General features: G+C 38.9%; 19 protein-coding genes, 3 tRNA genes and 1 pseudogene. 6 read left to right on the top strand and 17 right to left on the bottom strand.

Annotated elements, in window-relative coordinates:
- The 13 genes and pseudogenes from pabC to AB9L17_RS00515 all read right to left on the bottom strand — a co-directional run bounded on the left by pabC (position 1) and on the right by AB9L17_RS00515 (position 15,164).
- Positions 1 to 840 (bottom strand): aminodeoxychorismate lyase, encoded by an 840-nt coding sequence (pabC, locus tag AB9L17_RS00575; RefSeq protein WP_068986610.1) that lies wholly within the window; start codon positions 838 to 840, stop codon positions 1 to 3.
- Positions 841 to 1,422, bottom strand: a complete 582-nt coding sequence (gene pabA / locus AB9L17_RS00570; RefSeq protein ID WP_068986609.1) for an aminodeoxychorismate/anthranilate synthase component II — start codon at positions 1,420 to 1,422, stop codon at positions 841 to 843.
- A complete protein-coding gene (locus AB9L17_RS00565; protein ID WP_375199919.1) occupies positions 1,419 to 2,828 on the bottom strand; it encodes an anthranilate synthase component I family protein in 1,410 nt (469 codons plus the stop codon). Before AB9L17_RS00565 ends, pabA begins: the two co-directional genes overlap by 4 nt.
- A gap of 182 nt (positions 2,829 to 3,010) precedes the next feature.
- Positions 3,011 to 3,940, bottom strand: a complete 930-nt coding sequence (gene cysK, locus AB9L17_RS00560) for a cysteine synthase A (protein ID WP_068986607.1) — start codon at positions 3,938 to 3,940, stop codon at positions 3,011 to 3,013.
- Between the two features lie 381 nt (positions 3,941 to 4,321).
- Positions 4,322 to 5,293, bottom strand: a complete 972-nt coding sequence (locus AB9L17_RS00555) for a peptidyl-prolyl cis-trans isomerase (protein ID WP_068986606.1) — start codon at positions 5,291 to 5,293, stop codon at positions 4,322 to 4,324.
- On the bottom strand, positions 5,277 to 6,158 hold the full coding sequence (gene hslO, locus AB9L17_RS00550; RefSeq protein WP_068986605.1) for an Hsp33 family molecular chaperone HslO: 882 nt from the start codon (positions 6,156 to 6,158) through the stop codon (positions 5,277 to 5,279). Before hslO ends, AB9L17_RS00555 begins: the two co-directional genes overlap by 17 nt.
- A 21-nt stretch (positions 6,159 to 6,179) precedes the next feature.
- Complete coding sequence (locus AB9L17_RS00545) at positions 6,180 to 6,947, bottom strand: type III pantothenate kinase (protein ID WP_068986604.1); 768 nt, start codon at positions 6,945 to 6,947, stop codon at positions 6,180 to 6,182.
- A gap of 261 nt (positions 6,948 to 7,208) precedes the next feature.
- A complete protein-coding gene (locus AB9L17_RS00540; protein ID WP_263297595.1) occupies positions 7,209 to 7,334 on the bottom strand; it encodes a hypothetical protein in 126 nt (41 codons plus the stop codon).
- A 385-nt stretch (positions 7,335 to 7,719) separates the two neighbouring features.
- A pseudogene (locus AB9L17_RS00535) lies at positions 7,720 to 7,884 on the bottom strand (aldo/keto reductase); the annotation flags it as partial.
- A gap of 237 nt (positions 7,885 to 8,121) precedes the next feature.
- Positions 8,122 to 10,146 carry an ATP-dependent zinc metalloprotease FtsH gene (gene ftsH, locus AB9L17_RS00530; RefSeq protein WP_068986602.1) on the bottom strand — a complete coding sequence of 675 codons (2,025 nt, stop codon included), beginning with the start codon at positions 10,144 to 10,146 and terminating at the stop codon, positions 8,122 to 8,124.
- Positions 10,147 to 10,725: 579 nt separating this feature from the next.
- Positions 10,726 to 11,268 (bottom strand): hypoxanthine phosphoribosyltransferase, encoded by a 543-nt coding sequence (gene hpt / locus AB9L17_RS00525; RefSeq protein ID WP_068986601.1) that lies wholly within the window; start codon positions 11,266 to 11,268, stop codon positions 10,726 to 10,728.
- A gap of 64 nt (positions 11,269 to 11,332) precedes the next feature.
- Positions 11,333 to 12,739, bottom strand: coding sequence for a tRNA lysidine(34) synthetase TilS (gene tilS / locus AB9L17_RS00520; protein ID WP_068986600.1), 1,407 nt, complete (start codon positions 12,737 to 12,739; stop codon positions 11,333 to 11,335).
- A 25-nt stretch (positions 12,740 to 12,764) separates the two neighbouring features.
- Positions 12,765 to 15,164, bottom strand: a complete 2,400-nt coding sequence (locus tag AB9L17_RS00515; protein WP_068986599.1) for a SpoIIE family protein phosphatase — start codon at positions 15,162 to 15,164, stop codon at positions 12,765 to 12,767.
- A gap of 174 nt (positions 15,165 to 15,338) precedes the next feature.
- Between AB9L17_RS00515 and AB9L17_RS00510 the strand changes: the two genes are divergently transcribed.
- From AB9L17_RS00510 to AB9L17_RS00485, 6 genes are all read left to right on the top strand, one after another.
- Entirely contained in the window at positions 15,339 to 15,485 is a 147-nt protein-coding gene (locus AB9L17_RS00510; protein WP_375199918.1) for a hypothetical protein, read from the top strand.
- A 164-nt stretch (positions 15,486 to 15,649) separates the two neighbouring features.
- Positions 15,650 to 15,724, top strand: a tRNA-Gly gene (locus AB9L17_RS00505).
- 10 nt (positions 15,725 to 15,734) lie between these two features.
- Positions 15,735 to 15,811 (top strand) — tRNA-Met (locus tag AB9L17_RS00500).
- A gap of 5 nt (positions 15,812 to 15,816) precedes the next feature.
- Positions 15,817 to 15,888, top strand: a tRNA-Glu gene (locus tag AB9L17_RS00495).
- An 82-nt stretch (positions 15,889 to 15,970) separates the two neighbouring features.
- Positions 15,971 to 16,096: a hypothetical protein gene (locus AB9L17_RS00490; protein WP_375199917.1), complete on the top strand. Its 126-nt coding sequence runs from the start codon at positions 15,971 to 15,973 to the stop codon at positions 16,094 to 16,096.
- A gap of 242 nt (positions 16,097 to 16,338) precedes the next feature.
- Complete coding sequence (locus tag AB9L17_RS00485; RefSeq protein WP_068986598.1) at positions 16,339 to 16,590, top strand: hypothetical protein; 252 nt, start codon at positions 16,339 to 16,341, stop codon at positions 16,588 to 16,590.
- 183 nt (positions 16,591 to 16,773) lie between these two features.
- Here the strand turns inward: AB9L17_RS00485 and AB9L17_RS00480 are convergent, their stop codons facing one another.
- The 4 genes from AB9L17_RS00480 to yabP all read right to left on the bottom strand — a co-directional run bounded on the left by AB9L17_RS00480 (position 16,774) and on the right by yabP (position 18,615).
- Positions 16,774 to 17,211, bottom strand: coding sequence for a S1 domain-containing RNA-binding protein (locus AB9L17_RS00480; RefSeq protein WP_048395331.1), 438 nt, complete (start codon positions 17,209 to 17,211; stop codon positions 16,774 to 16,776).
- Between the two features lie 134 nt (positions 17,212 to 17,345).
- Positions 17,346 to 17,810 carry an FtsB family cell division protein gene (locus AB9L17_RS00475; protein WP_068986597.1) on the bottom strand — a complete coding sequence of 155 codons (465 nt, stop codon included), beginning with the start codon at positions 17,808 to 17,810 and terminating at the stop codon, positions 17,346 to 17,348.
- 17 nt (positions 17,811 to 17,827) lie between these two features.
- Complete coding sequence (gene yabQ / locus AB9L17_RS00470) at positions 17,828 to 18,319, bottom strand: spore cortex biosynthesis protein YabQ (protein WP_068986596.1); 492 nt, start codon at positions 18,317 to 18,319, stop codon at positions 17,828 to 17,830.
- Entirely contained in the window at positions 18,316 to 18,615 is a 300-nt protein-coding gene (yabP, locus tag AB9L17_RS00465) for a sporulation protein YabP (RefSeq protein WP_004229167.1), read from the bottom strand. Before yabP ends, yabQ begins: the two co-directional genes overlap by 4 nt.
- Positions 18,616 to 18,617: the final 2 nt, after the last annotated feature.

Below are 18,617 nucleotides of genomic sequence, written 5' to 3'. Positions count from 1 at the left end.
CTATTCTTGTTCCACTTCATTGACAAATGCTTCATGTAAACACGAATAAACAGGCCCTTCATTGCCTAGTAACTTCTTGTTTTCTAATTTACGAATTGGAACTAGTTCTTGTACAGAGTTGGTAATAAAGCATTCTAAGCTTTGCTCCACATCTGCTTTAGTATAGAAACCTTCCATTACCTTCATCCCTAGAGATTGCGCTCGCTCAATTACCCATGCTCGGATAATTCCAGGTAAAATACCAGTCTCTAGAGAAGGCGTATATAGTATATCATTTTTCACCCAAAAGATATTTGATGTAATACCTTCAGCAACATAGCCATCTTCTGTTAAAAAGAAGCCTTCTTGTTGCGCCAAAGATGGCATTTCAAAACGCCCAAGAACGTTATTGCCATAATGATGTGATTTCACTCGCAGTCCTTTTTCAGGAGTATTACGAGGTGTTACAAGCCACTGTGCGTTTTTTTCCATACCTCTAGGTGTATCATGTAATTCTTTGCGAAAAACAATAACATTCGGATGTCTATATTCAGTCGGCTGCAAACCGATACTATGTTCTCCAGCTGATACATTTAAACGGAAATAGCCATCCTGCCCATTCGCCTGTTCATTTAATTGCTGAACAACCTTTAGTAAATCACCTTCAGTATAAGGAAGATGAATACGATATTGAGAAAGCGCTGTTTGCAACCTCCCCATATGCTCTTCCCAGCAAAACACCTTTCCCTTATACGTTCGAAACGTTTCGAAAAAACCTAAACCATATAAAAATCCATGATCGAATGGCGATATGCGCAAATCCTGCGCCGCTACGTAGTCACCGTTCATCCAACACAGCATTTACTTCGCTCCCTCTACATACAATTCTATAAACTTACGTAGAAGCTTTTTACCTTGCTCCGTCATAATCGATTCAGGATGGTATTGCACGCCCTCAATTGGATAGTCCTTATGACGAATACCCATAATCTCGCCTTCTTCTGTCCATGCAGTTACTTCAAAACATGCTGGTAATGTCTCTTTTTCAACAATCAAGGAGTGGTATCGAGTTGCTTCAAATGGATTTGGCATTCCCTTATGCAAACCTATTTCAGCATGTAAAACCGGCGATGTTTTACCATGCATCAAACGCTCAGCTCGTATAACCTTCCCTCCGAAAACTTGAGCAATTGCTTGATGACCAAGACAAACGCCTAAAATCGGAATATTTCCCGCGAAATACTTAATAATGTTCAGGCTTTCACCTGCTTCATTTGGGCTACATGGTCCTGGAGAAATGACAATCATATCTGGTGCAAGTTGCTCAATATCTTTCAACGTCAATACATCATTTCTTTTTACCACTAATTCATGACCAAATTCCCCAAAATACTGCACTAGGTTATACGTAAATGAATCATAGTTATCAATCATTAAAATCATTTTGCTCGCTCCTCTGCCATTGCCTTTGCCTGCCACATTGCTTTCGCTTTATTTAGAGACTCTTGGTATTCTTTTTCCGGAACAGAATCAATAACAATGCCTGCCCCTGCCTGGATATGCGCTACTCCATCTTTAACAAATGCTGTACGAATAACAATATTAAATTCCATATCACCCGTGTAGCCTAGCCAGCCAATTGAGCCAGTGTATAATCCCCTTCTTACAGGTTCTAACTCTTCGATAATTTCCATCGTACGGATTTTCGGAGCACCTGTTATCGTACCTCCCGGAAACATGGCACGGATCACGTCTGCATTCGTTTTTCCCTCAGCCATTTCTCCTCGTACATTCGAAACAATGTGCATCACATGGGAATAGCGTTCAATGACCATGAACTCATCCACTTCAACCGTTCCAAATGTAGATACCCGTCCTAAATCATTACGCTCTAAATCAACAAGCATTACATGTTCGGCACGTTCCTTGTCGTTATCAATCAATTCCTGCGCTAATGCCAAATCCTCCGCCTCGGATTTCCCTCTTGGTCGTGTGCCAGCAATTGGTCGCGTAGACAATTCATTGCCGTGACGCTTCACCAAAAGCTCAGGTGATCCAGAAACGACAGCAAAATCCGGCGCTTCTATATAAGCCATATAAGGAGACGGGTTAAATGCACGTAATGCTTCATATACATCCATTGCAGTTGCATTTAATTTTTTGGATTGACGTACTGATAAATTCACCTGAAACACATCGCCCTGGGCTATATATGTTTGAATTTTACTTACTGCGTCTTCAAAGTCAGTTCCAGCAAATGATACTAACAATTCACTTTCGTCATTCACTATTTCTACAGCGTTTGTTTTTTCAAATTTGCGTGAAAGCAATCCTTCTTGCGCTGCCCCTTGCCATGCCTTAGCACATTCTTCTAAATCTACGTCACAGTCTGTTAGCTTCATTAGCGTTACTTTATTTGTTTTGACATCATGTACTGCCCAGCAATCAAAGATATAAAAATAAATATCTGGTACATGTAAATCATCTACTGCAGTATTAGGTAGCATTTCAATTTTACGCGCATAATCGTATGTAACAAACCCTATAGCTCCACCTTGAAAAGCAGGAAGCTCAGCATTGTATGAAAGGTGATATTTCTCTAACAATCCCTCTAGCAAAGCAAGAGGCTCACCGTTTAAAACTTCGCTCTCACCATTTCTCCAATTTACAAGCAAACCATTCTCGACCGACTGCGCCGTAGCCAACGGATTCCAAGCTGCTATTGTACAATTCCCTCCACGTCCACTTTCTAAAAATACATGTGCTTGCTCTGCTTCTGTTTGCTTCTTATAGCTATAAAAAAACGAATCTGCATCCATTGTTATTGTTTTCGTAAGTATCGTCTTCAAGTTGCTATTCCCCTTTAAGTCATTTGATGTGATTCCATCTTAACTTGAATACTGCCTAGAAGCGAATATTTTTAAATCACTCCCTTTAATTTATTTCTTTAGGTTTTTACATTTAAAAATTTATAGTTAAACAAAAAAGAACTCCTTGTTGAAAGGAGCCCTAACGTACAAATATAAATAGATTAGTCTTCAAATTGATATAATGGTGTTGATAAATAACGTTCCCCATTAGAAGGTACAATTGCTAGAACATTTGCGCCCTTACCTAAACGTTTTGCTGCTTCAATAGCAGCATAGATAGCTGCACCCGATGAAATACCACATAAAATACCTTCTTCACGCGCTACTTTACGAGCTACCTCGAAAGCAATCTCATTTTCTACTGGAAATACCGAAGAATATACATCTGTATCTAACACTTCAGGTACGAACCCAGCTCCGATGCCTTGAATTTTATGAGGTCCTGGTTGACCGCCAGAAAGCACTGGTGAATCTTTTGGCTCAACAGCAATAATTTCGATATCAGGATATTTCTCTTTTAACACAGCACCTGCACCCGTAATTGTACCTCCTGTACCAACACCAGCAACAAATGCGTCCAATTTTAAACCTTCAAATGCTTCTACAATCTCTGGACCAGTTGTTAAACGGTGAACAACAGCATTAGCTGGATTTGTGAATTGTTGTGGTAAGAAGTAACCATGCTCAGCAGCTAATTCTTCCGCTTTAGCAATCGCACCTTTCATACCTGCTGGTCCAGGTGTTAATACAAGTTCTGCACCATATGCACGTAATAAGTTACGACGCTCCAAACTCATTGTTTCTGGCATCACTAAAATTGCATTATAACCCTTCGCCGCAGCAATCATCGCAAGACCAATACCAGTATTACCAGAAGTAGGCTCAATAATTGTACCACCTGGCTTTAATGTACCGTCTTTCTCAGCTGCTTCAATCATCGCTAAAGCTAAACGGTCCTTTACTGAGCTACCTGGGTTAAAATATTCTAATTTCACATAAACAGTACCTTCGTTTTCACCTGTTGCATGATTTAACTTTACAATTGGTGTTTTACCGACTAATTCAGCTACCGAGTTCGCTAATCTACTCATTTATCCATCCACTCCTAATCCCTACTATTTTCATAGGTTTTACTTATTTTGATTTTATCAACTTTTCCATTCGATTGTCAATCAATAAAACTTATATTTTCAGAATATTTATTGCCATCTAGCTAAACTAGGTTAAATAAAAAATCTGCTCAATATCCTAGAGTAGCCGTTACTCTGTTGACGCTAAACGTCTGCAGTGTTTTCCTGGCTCACTTTTCAAGCAGATATCTTGCAGATTCTTTAACTTCTTTTATGTAACGTAAGTGAAACGGCAGTTACAAATTTTTTTGTAGCGAAAGCGAAGCGACAGCAACACACGACTGAGTGACCAACATCGAGTTGGCCTAAAGCCTCCGGCGGATGTCATTTCGGAGCAATCTGTTATTTACCTTTTTTTGCTTCTCCGTAATACCAAGTTGCATTGAATTCCGACCAAAATGCTTCTGGTGTAACAGATTGTGGCAATTGTTCTAGCGCAAGCTCACGTTCAATATGTTCTTTCACATCGTCGTATGTAAAGGATTGTCCTTCTACTATTTCTTGAACTTGTACAATTCCGTAATGTCCGTTATCAAGCTTAAATGCTTTACTAACTTCACCTACTTTTAAAGCCTCCGCGGCTTTTAAAATGGCAGGATCAACATTTTCCTGTTTTTCTGTAAGGAAACCGATATCTCCTCCTAAACTAGCTGACGCGCTATCTACTGAGATTTCACGTGCTAGTACTGAAAAATCTGAGGCACTTTTTATTTCACTTAACGCTTCCTCAGCAGCTTTTTTGGAGTCCACCTCGATAAAATTAGTACGATAGCTTGTTTTCGTATTATACAGTGCCTGATTTTCCTCATAATATTTTTCAATACTGTCTTCTTTAATAACTACATCTTTTGTCAGTACCTTATCTAAAATAAGTTGTGAGCGGATTTTTTGTCGTAGCTGCTCCGCTGAAAGGTTTTTCATGGCTGTATCAAATTTATCTTGAGCAGTACGCATTAAAGCTAGCTCTAAATCAATCTCTTCATCCGTAACTTTTATTTTATATTTCTTCGCTGCATTTTCCATCACAGATTCATTCACTAAATTTTGTAGTGTCTCTTTACCATAGCGTTCTTCCATGGCAACCATCCACTCTTGACGTGTAATAATATCCCCGTCAATGGCAGCGACTTGTTCATCGCTACCAATTTCTTGAACTTCATTTGGGATTAACCAAGCAATAAGCCATAGAATATTTCCTAATAATAAAATTACAATAACTGTTAAAGCAGGTTTAGTTTTTAAACGGCGGTGCAATAAGGGCGTTTGGTTGGACGGTGTAGTTTTTAAAGGTCTTCGATTACGCGTTGAGCTCATCGATAAAACCTTCTAGCTCTTCTTTTGAGAAATGGTATGTTTCTAAACAGAAGTGACATTGTGCTTCTGCTTCGCCATCTTCATTAATCATTTCTCGAATTTCCTGTGTCCCTAACCCTAAAATTGCTGCACCAAATCGCTCTTTTGAACATTGACATTTAAATGCTACTGGCATGGAATCTAAAATTTGTAAATGACCCTTTCCTAATACAGCTTCTAAAATTTGCTCTGGTGTAAAGCCTTTTTCAATCATTTTTGAAACTGGCTCTATAGTAGCCAGATGCTGTTCGATTTCATCGATTGTTTCTTCTTCACAGCCTGGCATTAATTGAAGGATGAAGCCGCCTGCTGCGAGAATTGTGTTATCAGGATTTACTAAAACACCTAGTCCAACTGATGAAGGTACTTGCTCTGATGTAGCAAAGTAGTAAGTAAAATCTTCAGCGATTTCACCTGATACGATAGGTGTTTGTCCAGAGAACATATCTCTTAAGCCGAGGTCTTTTACGATTGTTAATGCACCTTCTGTCCCTACACCTGCACGTACATCTAGCTTACCTTGCTCGTTTAACTCAAAATGAACCTGAGGATTCGTTACAAAGCCACGTACTTCTCCTTTAGCGTTACTATCAATCACCATTGGACCAATTGGACCGTCTCCTTCAATTTTAATAGTGATTTTTTCTTCACCCTTTAACATAGCACCCATCATCGTAGCAGCAGTCATCGAACGACCAAGGGCTGCCGACACAACCGGCCATGTATTATGACGACGTTGCGCTTCTCCTACTGTTGCTGTTGTACAAGCTGCAAAAACACGAACCTGTCCGTTAAACCCTAAACCTCGTACTAAATAGTCTTTCATAAATGAAATGTCCCTCATTTCTTATTGATTACGTTTGTATAGCTTATATAAGCCTTTTAATGTTAAAAACGGGTCGACTATATCAATAACTTGCGTCTCCCCAGCAATTAAATTTGCTAATCCTCCAGTAGCAATAACTAAAGGCTCTTCCTTACTTTGCGCTTTAATGCGATTAACAATTCCCTCTACTTGCCCAACAAAGCCATAAAAAATTCCGGCCTGCATCGCAGATACAGTTGTCTTTCCAACAATATGTGGAGAGCGCAATATTTCAATACGCGGCAATCTAGCTGCCTGTGTATAGAGTGCCTCCGTAGAAATAGAAATACCTGGAGCAATAGCACCGCCCATATAATCGCCCTTTTCGTTTAAGTAACAATATGTTGTGGCAGTACCAAAATCAACAATGATCAGCGGTGCTTTATAAGCTTCTAGGGCTGCAATAGCGTTCACTATGCGGTCTGAGCCAACTTCACGCGGGTTTTCATATTTAATATTCAATCCTGTTTTCACACCTGGTCCTACAACGAGCGGTTTTTTACGGAAATACTTTTGACACATCGCTTCTAACGAAAACATAATTGGTGGTACAACAGAGGATATGATAATACCTTTAACTTGTTCAAATGAAATGCCTGCATGATTAAAGAAAGATAGTACTTGCATTGCGTATTCATCTTCTGTTTTATGAAGGTCTGTCACCATACGCCAATGGAAGGCTAATTGATCGTTGTCATCATAGACACCTAAAACGATATTCGAATTCCCTGCATCTAAAACTAAAATCATGGTTGATGCCTCCTATTTATTGCACCTCATCGTAATTGTACCTGTCACTATACGATTGATACAACTAAAACAATGCATACTCATGCACAAAAAGTAAAGATCAATTATGCATCGGCATAATTGCATCCGAAATCGCCTTTGCGATTGCACAAAGAAGTTAAAACACTTAGAAAATGATACCACACTTTTATTCCTACGAAATAGCATTCATCTCACTACAAAAGGGAGTCACCCTCATCATGGGTATCTCCTTTCAATAATTTATTTCCTATCACCAAAACGTGGGGTTGATTTCCGTTCCGGCTGGATGCTTTCCTGGGGGCGTCCTATGAGCCGCTTCACTCGCGTTGCTCGCTCCAGGGTCTCATCTGTGACGCTGATCCCCAAGGAGTCACCCAGCCTCCACTCCAATCAACCAATCTACTTAGCGTGTGTCTTCTGGCAGGGCACTCTATTTATAGTTATAAAAAAGCTTCAACAATGTATGCTTTTGCGCGAAAGCATAGCGTTAGCAATAACAGGTCTGCAATACTTCCATGTTATAGGTCGCCATATTACGTTTTACGCTATCGCTGATTGGAGTGGAAGGCTACTCGACTCCCGTGGGAAAGCGAGACAGGCGAGACCCTGCACGGAGCGTAGCGGAGGAAGCGGCTCGACGCTCGCCCACAGGAAAGCGAGTAGCCTGGAACGGAAATCAACTTCACTTTTTTTAGTATGAAATTTATTTATTTTGAAAGGAGCCACCCTCATATAGGTAGCTCCTTACATATTATTTAAAATTAAATTTTTCTGGGTCTGGTCCACAACGTAATCCATCATTTAGTGTATCTAATTGAGCCATTTCTTCCTCTGTTAACGCAAAGTCAAAGACCGTTAGATTTTCCGTCATACGTGTAGGAGTCATTGTTTTTGGAATTGTTACTACACCATGCTGAAACACCATAGCCTACTAACAGCATTTCTAAACCATTATTCAATGTTATGCTTCCCACTTTTTAACACTCCTATCCATATTGGCTATACATCAAGCGTTCTGATGTATTTGTACGGAACAAATAGTAGAAACTCTATTACGCAGCTGCGTAAAATAATATTTCTATCCTAATATCTTATGCTGAAAAAAGGCAAAGAAAAAGACTGCTTACAAAAATAGTAAACAGTCTTTCCAATATTAATCACGTTTTTCATCGATACCTTTAGGTGTATCGTTTGGCTCTTGACCTTCTTTTGGTAGATCAGCCGTTGTTGGAGCTGGCTCATTGTTAAGCAATTCTTTTTTAACAACTGGTTCACCAACTACATCTAATGTTGGTTGAACTTCAACTTTAAGAGTTTTTTCTACAACCGTTTCAACCTCTGGTTCTGGTAAAACACCGTGGTCACGTAAATGCTCGATTTCTTGCGCATTCAATGTTTCTTTTTGCATTAATGTGTTAGCAATTAAATCAAGTAAATGACGTTTTTCAGTTAGGATTCGTTTCGTACGCTCATATTGCGAATCGATAATTTTTTGCATTTCTTTATCAATTTCATAAGCGATTGAATCAGAGTAGTTTTGATCTGAATTAAAGTCACGACCAAGGAATACATTCCCACCCTGACTTGAACCAAACTGCATTGCACCAAGATTTTCACTCATACCATATTCAGTGACCATGGCACGTGCAATACTTGTTACCTTTTGGAAGTCATTATGTGCCCCAGTAGATACTTCACCAAGTACGATTTCCTCTGCTACACGACCACCAAGAAGTCCAGCAATACGGTCTAATAGTTCTTGTTTTGTTGTGAAGAAACGTTCTTCCTTCGGTAACATAATCGCGTAACCTCCAGCTTGACCACGAGGAACGATTGTTACTTTGTGTACTGTATCCGCTTCATCTAGCTCTAAACCAACGACTACGTGGCCGGCCTCATGGAAGGATACAAGTTTCTTTTCTTTCGCTGAGTAAACACGGCTAGCTTTTGCTGGGCCTGCAATTACTCGATCAGATGCCTCATCGATATCTGCCATATTAATTGTACGTTTACTTTTACGAGCAGCTACAAGTGCAGCTTCATTTAACAAGTTCTCTAAGTCGGCACCTGAGAATCCAGGAGTACGTTGTGCAACAGCTGCTAAATCCACTGTATCCGATAAAGGCTTGTTACGCGCATGCACTTTTAGAATAGCTTCACGACCTTTTACATCAGGGTGTCCTACTGTAATTTGACGGTCAAAACGACCAGGTCGTAATAACGCTTTATCTAAAATATCTGGGCGGTTTGTTGCAGCGATAATAATAATACCTTCGTTTGCTCCGAAACCATCCATTTCAACTAACAATTGGTTCAGTGTTTGTTCACGCTCGTCATGGCCACCACCAAGACCTGCGCCACGTTGACGACCTACTGCATCAATCTCATCGATAAAGATGATACACGGTGCGTTTTTCTTAGCATTTTCAAATAAGTCACGAACACGTGATGCACCGACACCAACAAACATTTCTACGAAGTCAGAACCTGAAATCGAGAAGAATGGTACGCCTGCCTCACCCGCTACTGCTCGTGCAAGTAATGTTTTACCTGTACCTGGAGGACCTACAAGTAAGATACCTTTTGGAATACGTGCACCGATTTCAGTGAATTTGCGGTGGTCTTTTAAGAAATCAACAACCTCTACAAGCTCCGCTTTCTCTTCATCAGCACCCGCTACATCTGTAAAACGAACTTTTTTCTTTTGATCGTCATAAAGTTTAGCTTTACTTTTACCAAAGCTCATCACTTTATTACCGCCACCTTGAGATTGACTCATTAGGAAGAAGAATAAGAAAATGATAATGATGAAAGGAATAATCCCCGTAAAGAATTGAATCCATCCACTTGTTTCCGGCGCTGTTAAATATCTAATATTACTATTCTTATCCTTAGCAGCCTCATCGATGCGGTCCATTAAAGATTGGTTATCACGAGGGATATTTACTGTGAATTTTTGACCCTTTTCATAACCCTTCAGTGTACCTTCAACGATGTATACTGATTTATCAGGTTGAATTGTCGCACTTGTTATTTCTTTCTTATCTAGAGCTTCTTGAAACTCAGCATAAGTTAACTCTTTCGTTGGTGCATTGCCACCGTTGAAAGTACCAAAAATACCGATAATCACCAGGAAAATCAGTAAATAGAATATGGTATATCGAAATATTCGATTCATCTCCAGCCTCCTCATTACAAACAGAAAAATTATAAGTAAAATCTTAACATATCATGATTTCATCATACAACGAAAAGCCCTGCTTTAAAAAAGTTTCGTTCGATTTTTGTCGAAATCAAAACATATTCATGCATTTATCAAGTATACCTCGGCATAATTGTATCCCAGCGTAGTTGTACCTATTCCTTTATCTTGATACAGCTGAACAATATGCCTAAATTTTTGAATTACGCTTAAAAAAAGTTCATCACCATAACGTGAGGTTAATTTTCGCTCCGACTGGGCACTCTATTCCTCGCTTAGGGAAGCATGTATTTTATGTGCGAGAGCGTAGCGGCAGCAACACGATGTTGGTCACGAAGGCGTTATCACAGAATGTGTTGCTCTTAGCCTTCGTTCCTCTATCACTAATCCTCAAGGAGTCGCCCAGCCTCCACTCAAATCAACTTATATACATGACATACGTTTTAACAAATGTCATCGATAACTTCTGGTGATGAGCCTAAAAACAAAAATCTATGACCTTCGCTGGAGGCTCTCTCGTTTCATAGTTGGTGTACTTTCGTTAACCCCTACTTCTTAGAAAGAATAGACTTCTGGTTTTAAAATGCCGATATATGGTAAATTACGGTATTTTTCTGCATAATCTAAGCCATACCCTACAACAAAGCCGTCTGGCACTTCAAAACCAACATAATCAGCATCTAAGTTTACTTTACGACCTGATGGCTTATCTAACAATGTAACGATTTTGATGGATTTTGCTTTACGGTATTTAAATAAGTCTACTAAATAGCTTAAAGTTAAGCCGCTATCAATGATATCCTCAATAATTAATACGTCACGCCCCTCAACGCTTGTATTTAAATCCTTTAGAATTTTTACTTCGCCTGACGAAACTGTGGCATTGCCATAGCTAGAAACATCCATAAAGTCTAGCTCAATGAAAGAATCGAAACGTTTCATTAAGTCTGTCATAAAAGGCATTGCCCCTTTTAGAACACCAACAGCTAGCGGGAATGCATCTTTGTATTCCTCTGTCAATTGTGCTCCTAACTCAGCGATTCTTTCTTGTAATTGTTCTTCTGAAATCATAATTTTTTCGATGTCATTTTGTAACATATCGATTCCTCCTCGTGTGTATAAAAAAATTTTCAACCATTTGTGGTGAAATTTTACAAAGACCTTAGTCTACGATGAGCACTGTATCATCGTTAGGTTGTGGAGTGGTTGAAAAAAACATTCCCATACGCACACCAATTACCGCTACTACCTCATCAGATTGAGAAATCAGTAACGGCCAGCTATTTCGCTCATTTAAAGGAATCTTTTCATCTATAAAAAGGCGAGATAAACGTTTCGGCTGATCCATACCTTTTAACAGCATTCTGTCTCCTTCCTTACGCGCTCTAACATAGAGTGGAAGTTTGAGTTTGCTAGCGTTAAAATAAAAAAGTTTTGCAGTATCCGTTATCATTTCAGACGATAAATCAGACAACTTGACTACGCATAAATGTTCACCATTTGTCAATGTGGCCCACCCATTAGCAGTTGAAATAACTTTTTTCTCAGGAGAAGTTTGCCCTTCTAATGGGTCTTTCTTCTGAATCGTTAATTTTCCATAACGGCGAACTGCTATAAAATCTTCTGGCAAGTGAACTTCAGCATACCCAGCTGTCGTATCACAAAGCTTTGAAATTGAAGTCAATAAAGCATAACTTTGTATCGTATTTGAATCTTTGTAAAGATAGTTTAATAGTATTAAAATGAGCCTCCTTTGTAAAGCAAGTGGTACCAATTGAAAAGCTTCAATTTCCATGCTATATGTATTTCCGCTTCTAATTTGTATCGTTCTAGAAAATACATCTTCCGCTAATGCCATTAAATAGGCATCATCTTCTTGCAATTGTTTTGTAAAATGGGTCACCTGCTCCGTTACTCGAGGATTTTCAGCTTCCAATAATGGCACCACATGATGTCTAAAACGATTGCGTACATAGGTGTCTTTAGAATTGCTAGCGTCTTCCCGATAATCTAAACCTTGTATAAGTAAATATTCCCCTATTTCGGACTTTGTAACCGTTAAAAACGGACGAATTAATGATTTTCCTTCAAAAAAGCGTTGTGAACGTATACCTTGCATACCATTTATCGTTGCATTTTTTGTCAGGGCCATTAATACTGACTCCAGTTGGTCGTCCGCATGATGTGCAGTTACAAGCTTGCTAGCGTTTGTTTTTTGCATGACCTCTTTAAAATATTGATACCGTTCTCTACGACAAATAAGCTGTGAATTCCCATTTTCTAAAGCCATGATTTCTGGTATTGGAATAGCTTTTGCATATAAGTTTACACCATACTCATCACAATATTTTTGGACAAAAGCTCTATCCTCAGCAGATGCCTCACCTCTTAGCATATGATCAACATGTACGGCTTCTACCGTAATCCCCCATTGCTCTTTTGTTGTAACAAAATAATGGAGTAAAGCCATTGAATCTAATCCACCCGAAACGGCGACGAGAAGATGATCGTCTGGCTGTAATAATTGTTCTTTTTCAATAAATAATTTGACCTTTAATTCAAGTGACAAACGCTTCTCCTCCCCTTTTCGTTTTCTATTTTGTTGATTTACTCATAGAATGTTCAACTGGTCTAAACACAGCCCATGTAGGTACAACATGGGTAACTTCTAGCATCAATACAGTGCAATCGTCGTCAATGTTATAAAAAGATTGGAAAGATTGCATAATCGTTGTTAGTTTTTCCTGTATGGATTTAGTAGTGCCTGCTACCTGCTGCGCATACGCTAAAAATGTCTCCTCCTGCTCGTCCCAATCATCCACACTTGAAAATAATCCATCGGAGTGCATTAAAATTACATCGCCCGCTTTCAGCTTTCTTTTTTCAGCCTCGACTGCTGAAATAGATAAAAATCCTACAGGCGCTGCATTACTTTCAACCTTCAGCACCTCTTTCCCACGTAAAATATACGTAGACATTCCCCCAGCCTTCCACGACCATAAATCACCGTGTTGTAAATCGACAAGGGCAAAATCAAGCGTTGCATACATATCATTTTGTTGCTTTAAAGACATAACATAATGCAACGTATGCATCGCAGTTTCTGGGTTCATATTGTAATTTAAGCATTCCCGCATTAAATGTATTAATTTTCTACTTTCATGCTGTGCTTCTTTACTCTGACCCATACCATCTGACAATAAAATTGCAAATAGTCCAGGATGCAATTGAAATAATGCATGGGAATCACCTGAATATAACGTCGCATCTTTAGACATGCTATATATATCATACTCTACTTCAAAGCTTATAGCTGATCTAAAGCTTACTTGAATGTGACGAAATGGTACATCACATGCTACTACTTTTTCAATTTCAAAGGGTTCTTCAAAAATATCGTATAAAATTGGCAGTATCATCCGTTCAGCTACTGTCGTGTCTTCCTCCCAATTGACACGTGCCGGTGCTAAGGCACATACAATTTTTCGTGCTCCAGGCTTATTGCTTATTACATCTAGTTGAAAGCATTCAATATGTGCATCTTTTAATCGTTGAGTAATGTCCTTTTCCACACTGACGAAGGAGATAGCCTCTTCTTTCATCTCCGCTATTAATTGATTTAGATGATTGCTCATATCCCGCAGCTGAAGCGCAATCATTTTCTTACCATGAAAATACTGTCCATTAATGCGCTCTCTATACAACTCCGTTTCTAATTCTTCAAAAATCTTCGTTGATTTTACACATTTAAAGCGTAGTTGTTCTTCGACACGGTGAAGAGCAGATTCCTTTCCAACGCCTTTCATATGGAACCAGTCCGTCATAAGCTTGTCCATTCCGTTATTTTGTGCTCCCCAACAACGATCATAGCGGAAGCAACTTAAACATGTATTCATCGGTGATATTTCCTTTGCCTCTTCTATCGGGACCGTCATAAAGCGTTCAAACACAAGCTCCTTCATAAATTGTACAAAATGCTGGAAATGCTCTAGTTTATACGTAACATGCTCCGTTAACCAATTTTGCCGAGCGAGTAAGACCTCCTCGCGCTGCGGAAACAGTTTGTCCCGCACCTTATCAGAATATTTTTGGGGGATGGTTAGAAAAACAATACTCCCGATCGCAATCGATGTGAAATAGACACTATCTAACGGTAATGTTGCATCGTAAAATAAAAAAAACACACTTGGCAAAATGCTACCAATTGCTACACCAAACCTTCCAGCGCGAGCTCCCATCCCTGCGCACAATCCCGTTAAAGTTGCTACTGAAAGCATACCTGAAAATGAAAGTTTTGCAACACCAATGAGAGTCCCGAGCACGGCTCCAATAACCGTTGCTAATGGTACACTTCCTACTAACGCACCAAAGCAAATTAATAGTTGTAATAGAAAAATGGGAAGTGAAAAATAGCTTATGACAATTGCTTGCATCCCTGTAAGCATAGCAGCAAATACAACTAATCCAGAACCTAGCTTCTCATATGTCCAATGACTCGTAAACCATTCATAAGAATTAACAAACAATACTTGCATAAACAGTGTCATAATAAGAGCTAAAGCTGCTTCACAGCCTACATAAAATTGTACAAGCACCGGTGGTAAGCCTTGATACATAACCCCCTGCCACATAATCTGCACAAACAGTACCGCTAAAGAGACCGCAATACTTTGTGGCAGCTGCCAATAGCGAAAGCGCATAATACATTCATACATAACAATTTGCAACGCTAAAATGAAGACTTGTCCAAAACCAAGGAAAAAACACCCTATTAAACCACCAAACAAAACATATTTGGCATATTCCTTATACTTCGTTCGAATAATTGCCCAAAAAGGAACCGAGAAAGGTACAGCCGCTTCAAATACAACAGATTGAGCTAAAAAAAAGGATGTTAAAAAGAGTAGGGAGCCAATCATCAATTGCCTTTTTTTCGCTCCTAATTTTTGATCATCGTCTACATTTGCTGTGTTATACCATTCAATACTCGTCATTTCACTATCCCCTTTCTGCACTTTTGGCTATTATAAAAAATTATGTGTGGAAAGATTGTCTGACGGTGACAGAAAAAAATATAAACATTTCGACGAATACATATACATAAATACGAGATATGGCAACAATTCCCACGAAAACTATGGAGTGTAATCGCGTCCGGGATCAACTTTATGCTTAAGCCTGCAGATGTTTTTTGTGCGAAAGCGAAGCGGCAACAACAACAACAACAACAACAACACGACGTTGGTCACTCAGGCATTTTCATAGGATGTGAAGCTCTTAAGCCAGAGTTCCTCTTTTTCAGCAGATATTTGTAACTGCCGTTTCACTTACGTTACATAAAACACTTGCTGAAAGAAGTTAATCTTTAACCAATTCATAAATTTTTATATTGACCATATATTTTTATTATTTTTTTTAAGAAAACTACTTGACGTTAGTAACAAAGGCTTGTATTATTTAACTTGTCCTTAAAATAAATGCGGAAGTAGTTCAGTGGTAGAACACCACCTTGCCAAGGTGGGGGTCGCGAGTTCGAACCTCGTCTTCCGCTCCATAATATTAATGGCGGCCTAGCTCAGCTGGCTAGAGCGTACGGTTCATACCCGTAAGGTCGGGGGTTCGATCCCCTCGGCCGCCACCATAGTAGGCCCCTTGGTCAAGTGGTTAAGACACCGCCCTTTCACGGCGGTAACACGGGTTCGAATCCCGTAGGGGTCATCTCAAATAGGCGTCTCAGAATTGTTCTGAGGCGCCTATTTTTTTGCACAATCAATGATGCCTCGGCATCATTGCGTTCAGAATGAATCGGCTTTGTGCTAAGGCCTGCAGATGTTTTCTGTGCGAAAGCGTAGCGGCAGCAAAAGGGTTTTATTTGCGCGAAAGCGACGCGGCAGCGGCGGATGTTTGGACACCCACTGAAAAGTGACTTGAAACCGCATTCATCTCATCACCTATAGAGACAGGGGACTTCTGTACCTGTACCTGTCGCTACGCTTTCGGTACAAAAGACATTTGATGAAAGAAGTTAAAAAAGATATGGCTGTAACCTTTCCAGTTATAAAATTTATGTACTAGGAAACGTCATATGTACTTATGTTTTTTACTGTCTACAAAAAATATGGCATACTAATAATGAAAAGAACGAATTAACTAGGAGGTTTATTTCCTTTGGGTTCATTAACAAAAGCTGCTTTAATTTGCGGAAGTGGCTCTATGATTATTCTCGTATCCATTCTTATTAATTTACCTTTTGCTGTACAAATATTTTTGCTTATCACTGGACTAGCCGTTAGTGTATATGGTGTGTTTTTACTTGTCAAAATGGTTGTTAACCCAGTAGAAAAGACTTCAGAAAAACCTGCTGAACAAATACCTGCGCCAGCTCCTAAAAAGAAAAAAAGACCAACATCCACGTTGTAGGGATTTAATGTATCCCTACTAGAAAAGTTATAATGACGTATGGCTAGAGTATATTTTGAGATAGCCTTTTTATGAAGTTTTGAGGATTATATTATTTAACTATCAAAAAAGGGATTAGCTTTAATAAAAGCTAATCCCAACTCTATTTCATACACTTTTTCTACGATTAAAACAGTCAGCAAACTACCCTCTTCTTGCGCCGCGACCACCGCGTTTTGACTCTGTAGCACGTTTAAGTGTTGCTAGACGCTCATCACTATCTTTTAAGAAACGTGCCATTTTTTGTTCAAAATTCTCTTTTGGTTGATGACGCTCGTTGCGATCATTAGAACGATTATCGCGACGAGGACGTGCTGGACGCTCTGGACGCTCTGGTCTCTCAGCTTGAGGCTTTGCTTTACGGATTGAAAGACCAATCTTTCCGTCCGCTTCAACATTCATCACTTTTACTTCAACTTCATCTCCAACTTTTAGATGCTCATTGATATCTTTTACATAATTGTCAGCAACTTCACTGATGTGTACTAAGCCTGTTTTGCCATCTGGCAGCTCAACGAATGCTCCAAAATTTGTGATTCCTGTTACTTTACCTTGTACCTTGCTGCCTACTTCAATTGACATAAAAAAAATGCTCCTCCTTAAAAATTAAGCGACTCATTTGAGCCATGTAATCAATTTAATCAAACTTTTTACTGCAATAAGTTTCTCTTTTCATTATATATAACAAAAAAAGAGTGTCAACAATACATAGCTTTTCAGTCGTCTTTTTTATCTTTCTTTTCTGGTATGACTTCTTTTTTATCCTTTTTTTCTGGTATATCGCCTTTATTTTCTTTCTCTTCCGGTATAATGAAAATAATTTCACCTTTTTCAGATAGGAAATAATCTTTGCGTAATAGCTTCGCGATATATTCATCATCTTCTAATTGTTTAATTTTAAGATTTAATGAATCTTGCTCTTCCTTCATTTCAGTTAGATGCTGATTCGCTTCGTCCTTTTTTTTCTCTTTTACAGCTAGTGTTTTGTTTTGTTGAAAAAGTATATTTATGAGAGCTGCGATAATAACGACTGGCACAATCGTAAAAAAGACAATACGTCGTAGTTTTCTTTTCAGTAATTGTTTTTTACGATTTATAGCTCTATCCGTGTTACGGACATAGTCATTATCAAGTTTAGTAAAGTTTTTTTGGTCATCATTTGATGAATGACGTCTAGACATGCCCGCACCTCCGAAAATTATTGTTGTCTTTTATTATACTTGATAAATCGGACTTTTTTTAAAAAAGTGTAGGACAAATACGAATAAATTTTGACAAAAGGTCTTAAAATAAAAGCTCCTATATTCATTAATATCTGTAAAATTTGTCGAATGATAGCAATTATTAATTGTACGACAAACCAGAAGGGTCTCCATATTATATTCACCAAAACTTTTGCGATGAAACGTAAAAATGTTTGAAAAAATGTTTGATACAAAAAAATTCCGGCAATTTGCGCTAGCGGGTCATAAGCCCGCCAAGCGCCATCCTTCAGCCAAAATAATAAATAGTATGTCAGCCCTCCCAGTAGAATCCAAGTGAGTAATTCAAATACCATCATCCACCTTCGAAGGCTTGACCTTTTTGGAGTCGAAAAAACAATAAGCCGTACACTATCAATTATGAACCCAACTGCTATACCGCTCAAAACCATGACTAATAGTTGAACAAATTGTTCACTAACAATCATCCAAACAGCTTATGAAGGAAACCTTTCGAGAAGCCACTTTCCTCCTCGTCATACTGTAAGGTTTTCACAGTTCCTTCAAGTGTCAATAACCCTTTATCAACATCTAAATGAACGATATGCAGTTCCTCTCCACGGATTAACAAATGCCCTTGGGACGTCTTGATAAAAAACTCTTCCTGATCAAAGCGTTCAATTGATTTTACAGAAGTCATGTCCATTCTTTTACGATTACGAATCGTTAAAATATGTTCTCCAGATGGAATTGTGTAACGGTTACTTTCTTGATGTAGCGTCATTT

It is taken from the genome of Lysinibacillus sp. RS11 (assembly GCF_042019215.1).
GTDB lineage: Bacteria > Bacillota > Bacilli > Bacillales_A > Planococcaceae > Lysinibacillus > Lysinibacillus xylanilyticus_A.
The sequence above is the reverse complement of the archived record's forward strand: the minus strand, read 5'-3'. Positions and strand labels throughout refer to the sequence as shown.

Coding starts and splice junctions, on each gene's coding strand:
- pabC (WP_068986610.1), bottom strand. CDS start 840: ATGCTGTGTTGGATGAACGGTGACTACGTAGCGGCGCAGGATTTGCGC.
- pabA (WP_068986609.1), bottom strand. CDS start 1,422: ATGATTTTAATGATTGATAACTATGATTCATTTACGTATAACCTAGTG.
- cysK (WP_068986607.1), bottom strand. CDS start 3,940: ATGAGTAGATTAGCGAACTCGGTAGCTGAATTAGTCGGTAAAACACCA.
- AB9L17_RS00555 (WP_068986606.1), bottom strand. CDS start 5,293: ATGAGCTCAACGCGTAATCGAAGACCTTTAAAAACTACACCGTCCAAC.
- hslO (WP_068986605.1), bottom strand. CDS start 6,158: ATGAAAGACTATTTAGTACGAGGTTTAGGGTTTAACGGACAGGTTCGT.
- AB9L17_RS00545 (WP_068986604.1), bottom strand. CDS start 6,947: ATGATTTTAGTTTTAGATGCAGGGAATTCGAATATCGTTTTAGGTGTC.
- ftsH (WP_068986602.1), bottom strand. CDS start 10,146: ATGAATCGAATATTTCGATATACCATATTCTATTTACTGATTTTCCTG.
- hpt (WP_068986601.1), bottom strand. CDS start 11,268: ATGTTACAAAATGACATCGAAAAAATTATGATTTCAGAAGAACAATTA.
- AB9L17_RS00515 (WP_068986599.1), bottom strand. CDS start 15,164: ATGACGAGTATTGAATGGTATAACACAGCAAATGTAGACGATGATCAA.
- AB9L17_RS00510 (WP_375199918.1), top strand. CDS start 15,339: ATGCTTAAGCCTGCAGATGTTTTTTGTGCGAAAGCGAAGCGGCAACAA.
- AB9L17_RS00490 (WP_375199917.1), top strand. CDS start 15,971: ATGAATCGGCTTTGTGCTAAGGCCTGCAGATGTTTTCTGTGCGAAAGC.
- AB9L17_RS00480 (WP_048395331.1), bottom strand. CDS start 17,211: ATGTCAATTGAAGTAGGCAGCAAGGTACAAGGTAAAGTAACAGGAATC.
- AB9L17_RS00475 (WP_068986597.1), bottom strand. CDS start 17,810: ATGTCTAGACGTCATTCATCAAATGATGACCAAAAAAACTTTACTAAA.
- yabQ (WP_068986596.1), bottom strand. CDS start 18,319: ATGATTGTTAGTGAACAATTTGTTCAACTATTAGTCATGGTTTTGAGC.
- yabP (WP_004229167.1), bottom strand. CDS start 18,615: ATGACGCTACATCAAGAAAGTAACCGTTACACAATTCCATCTGGAGAA.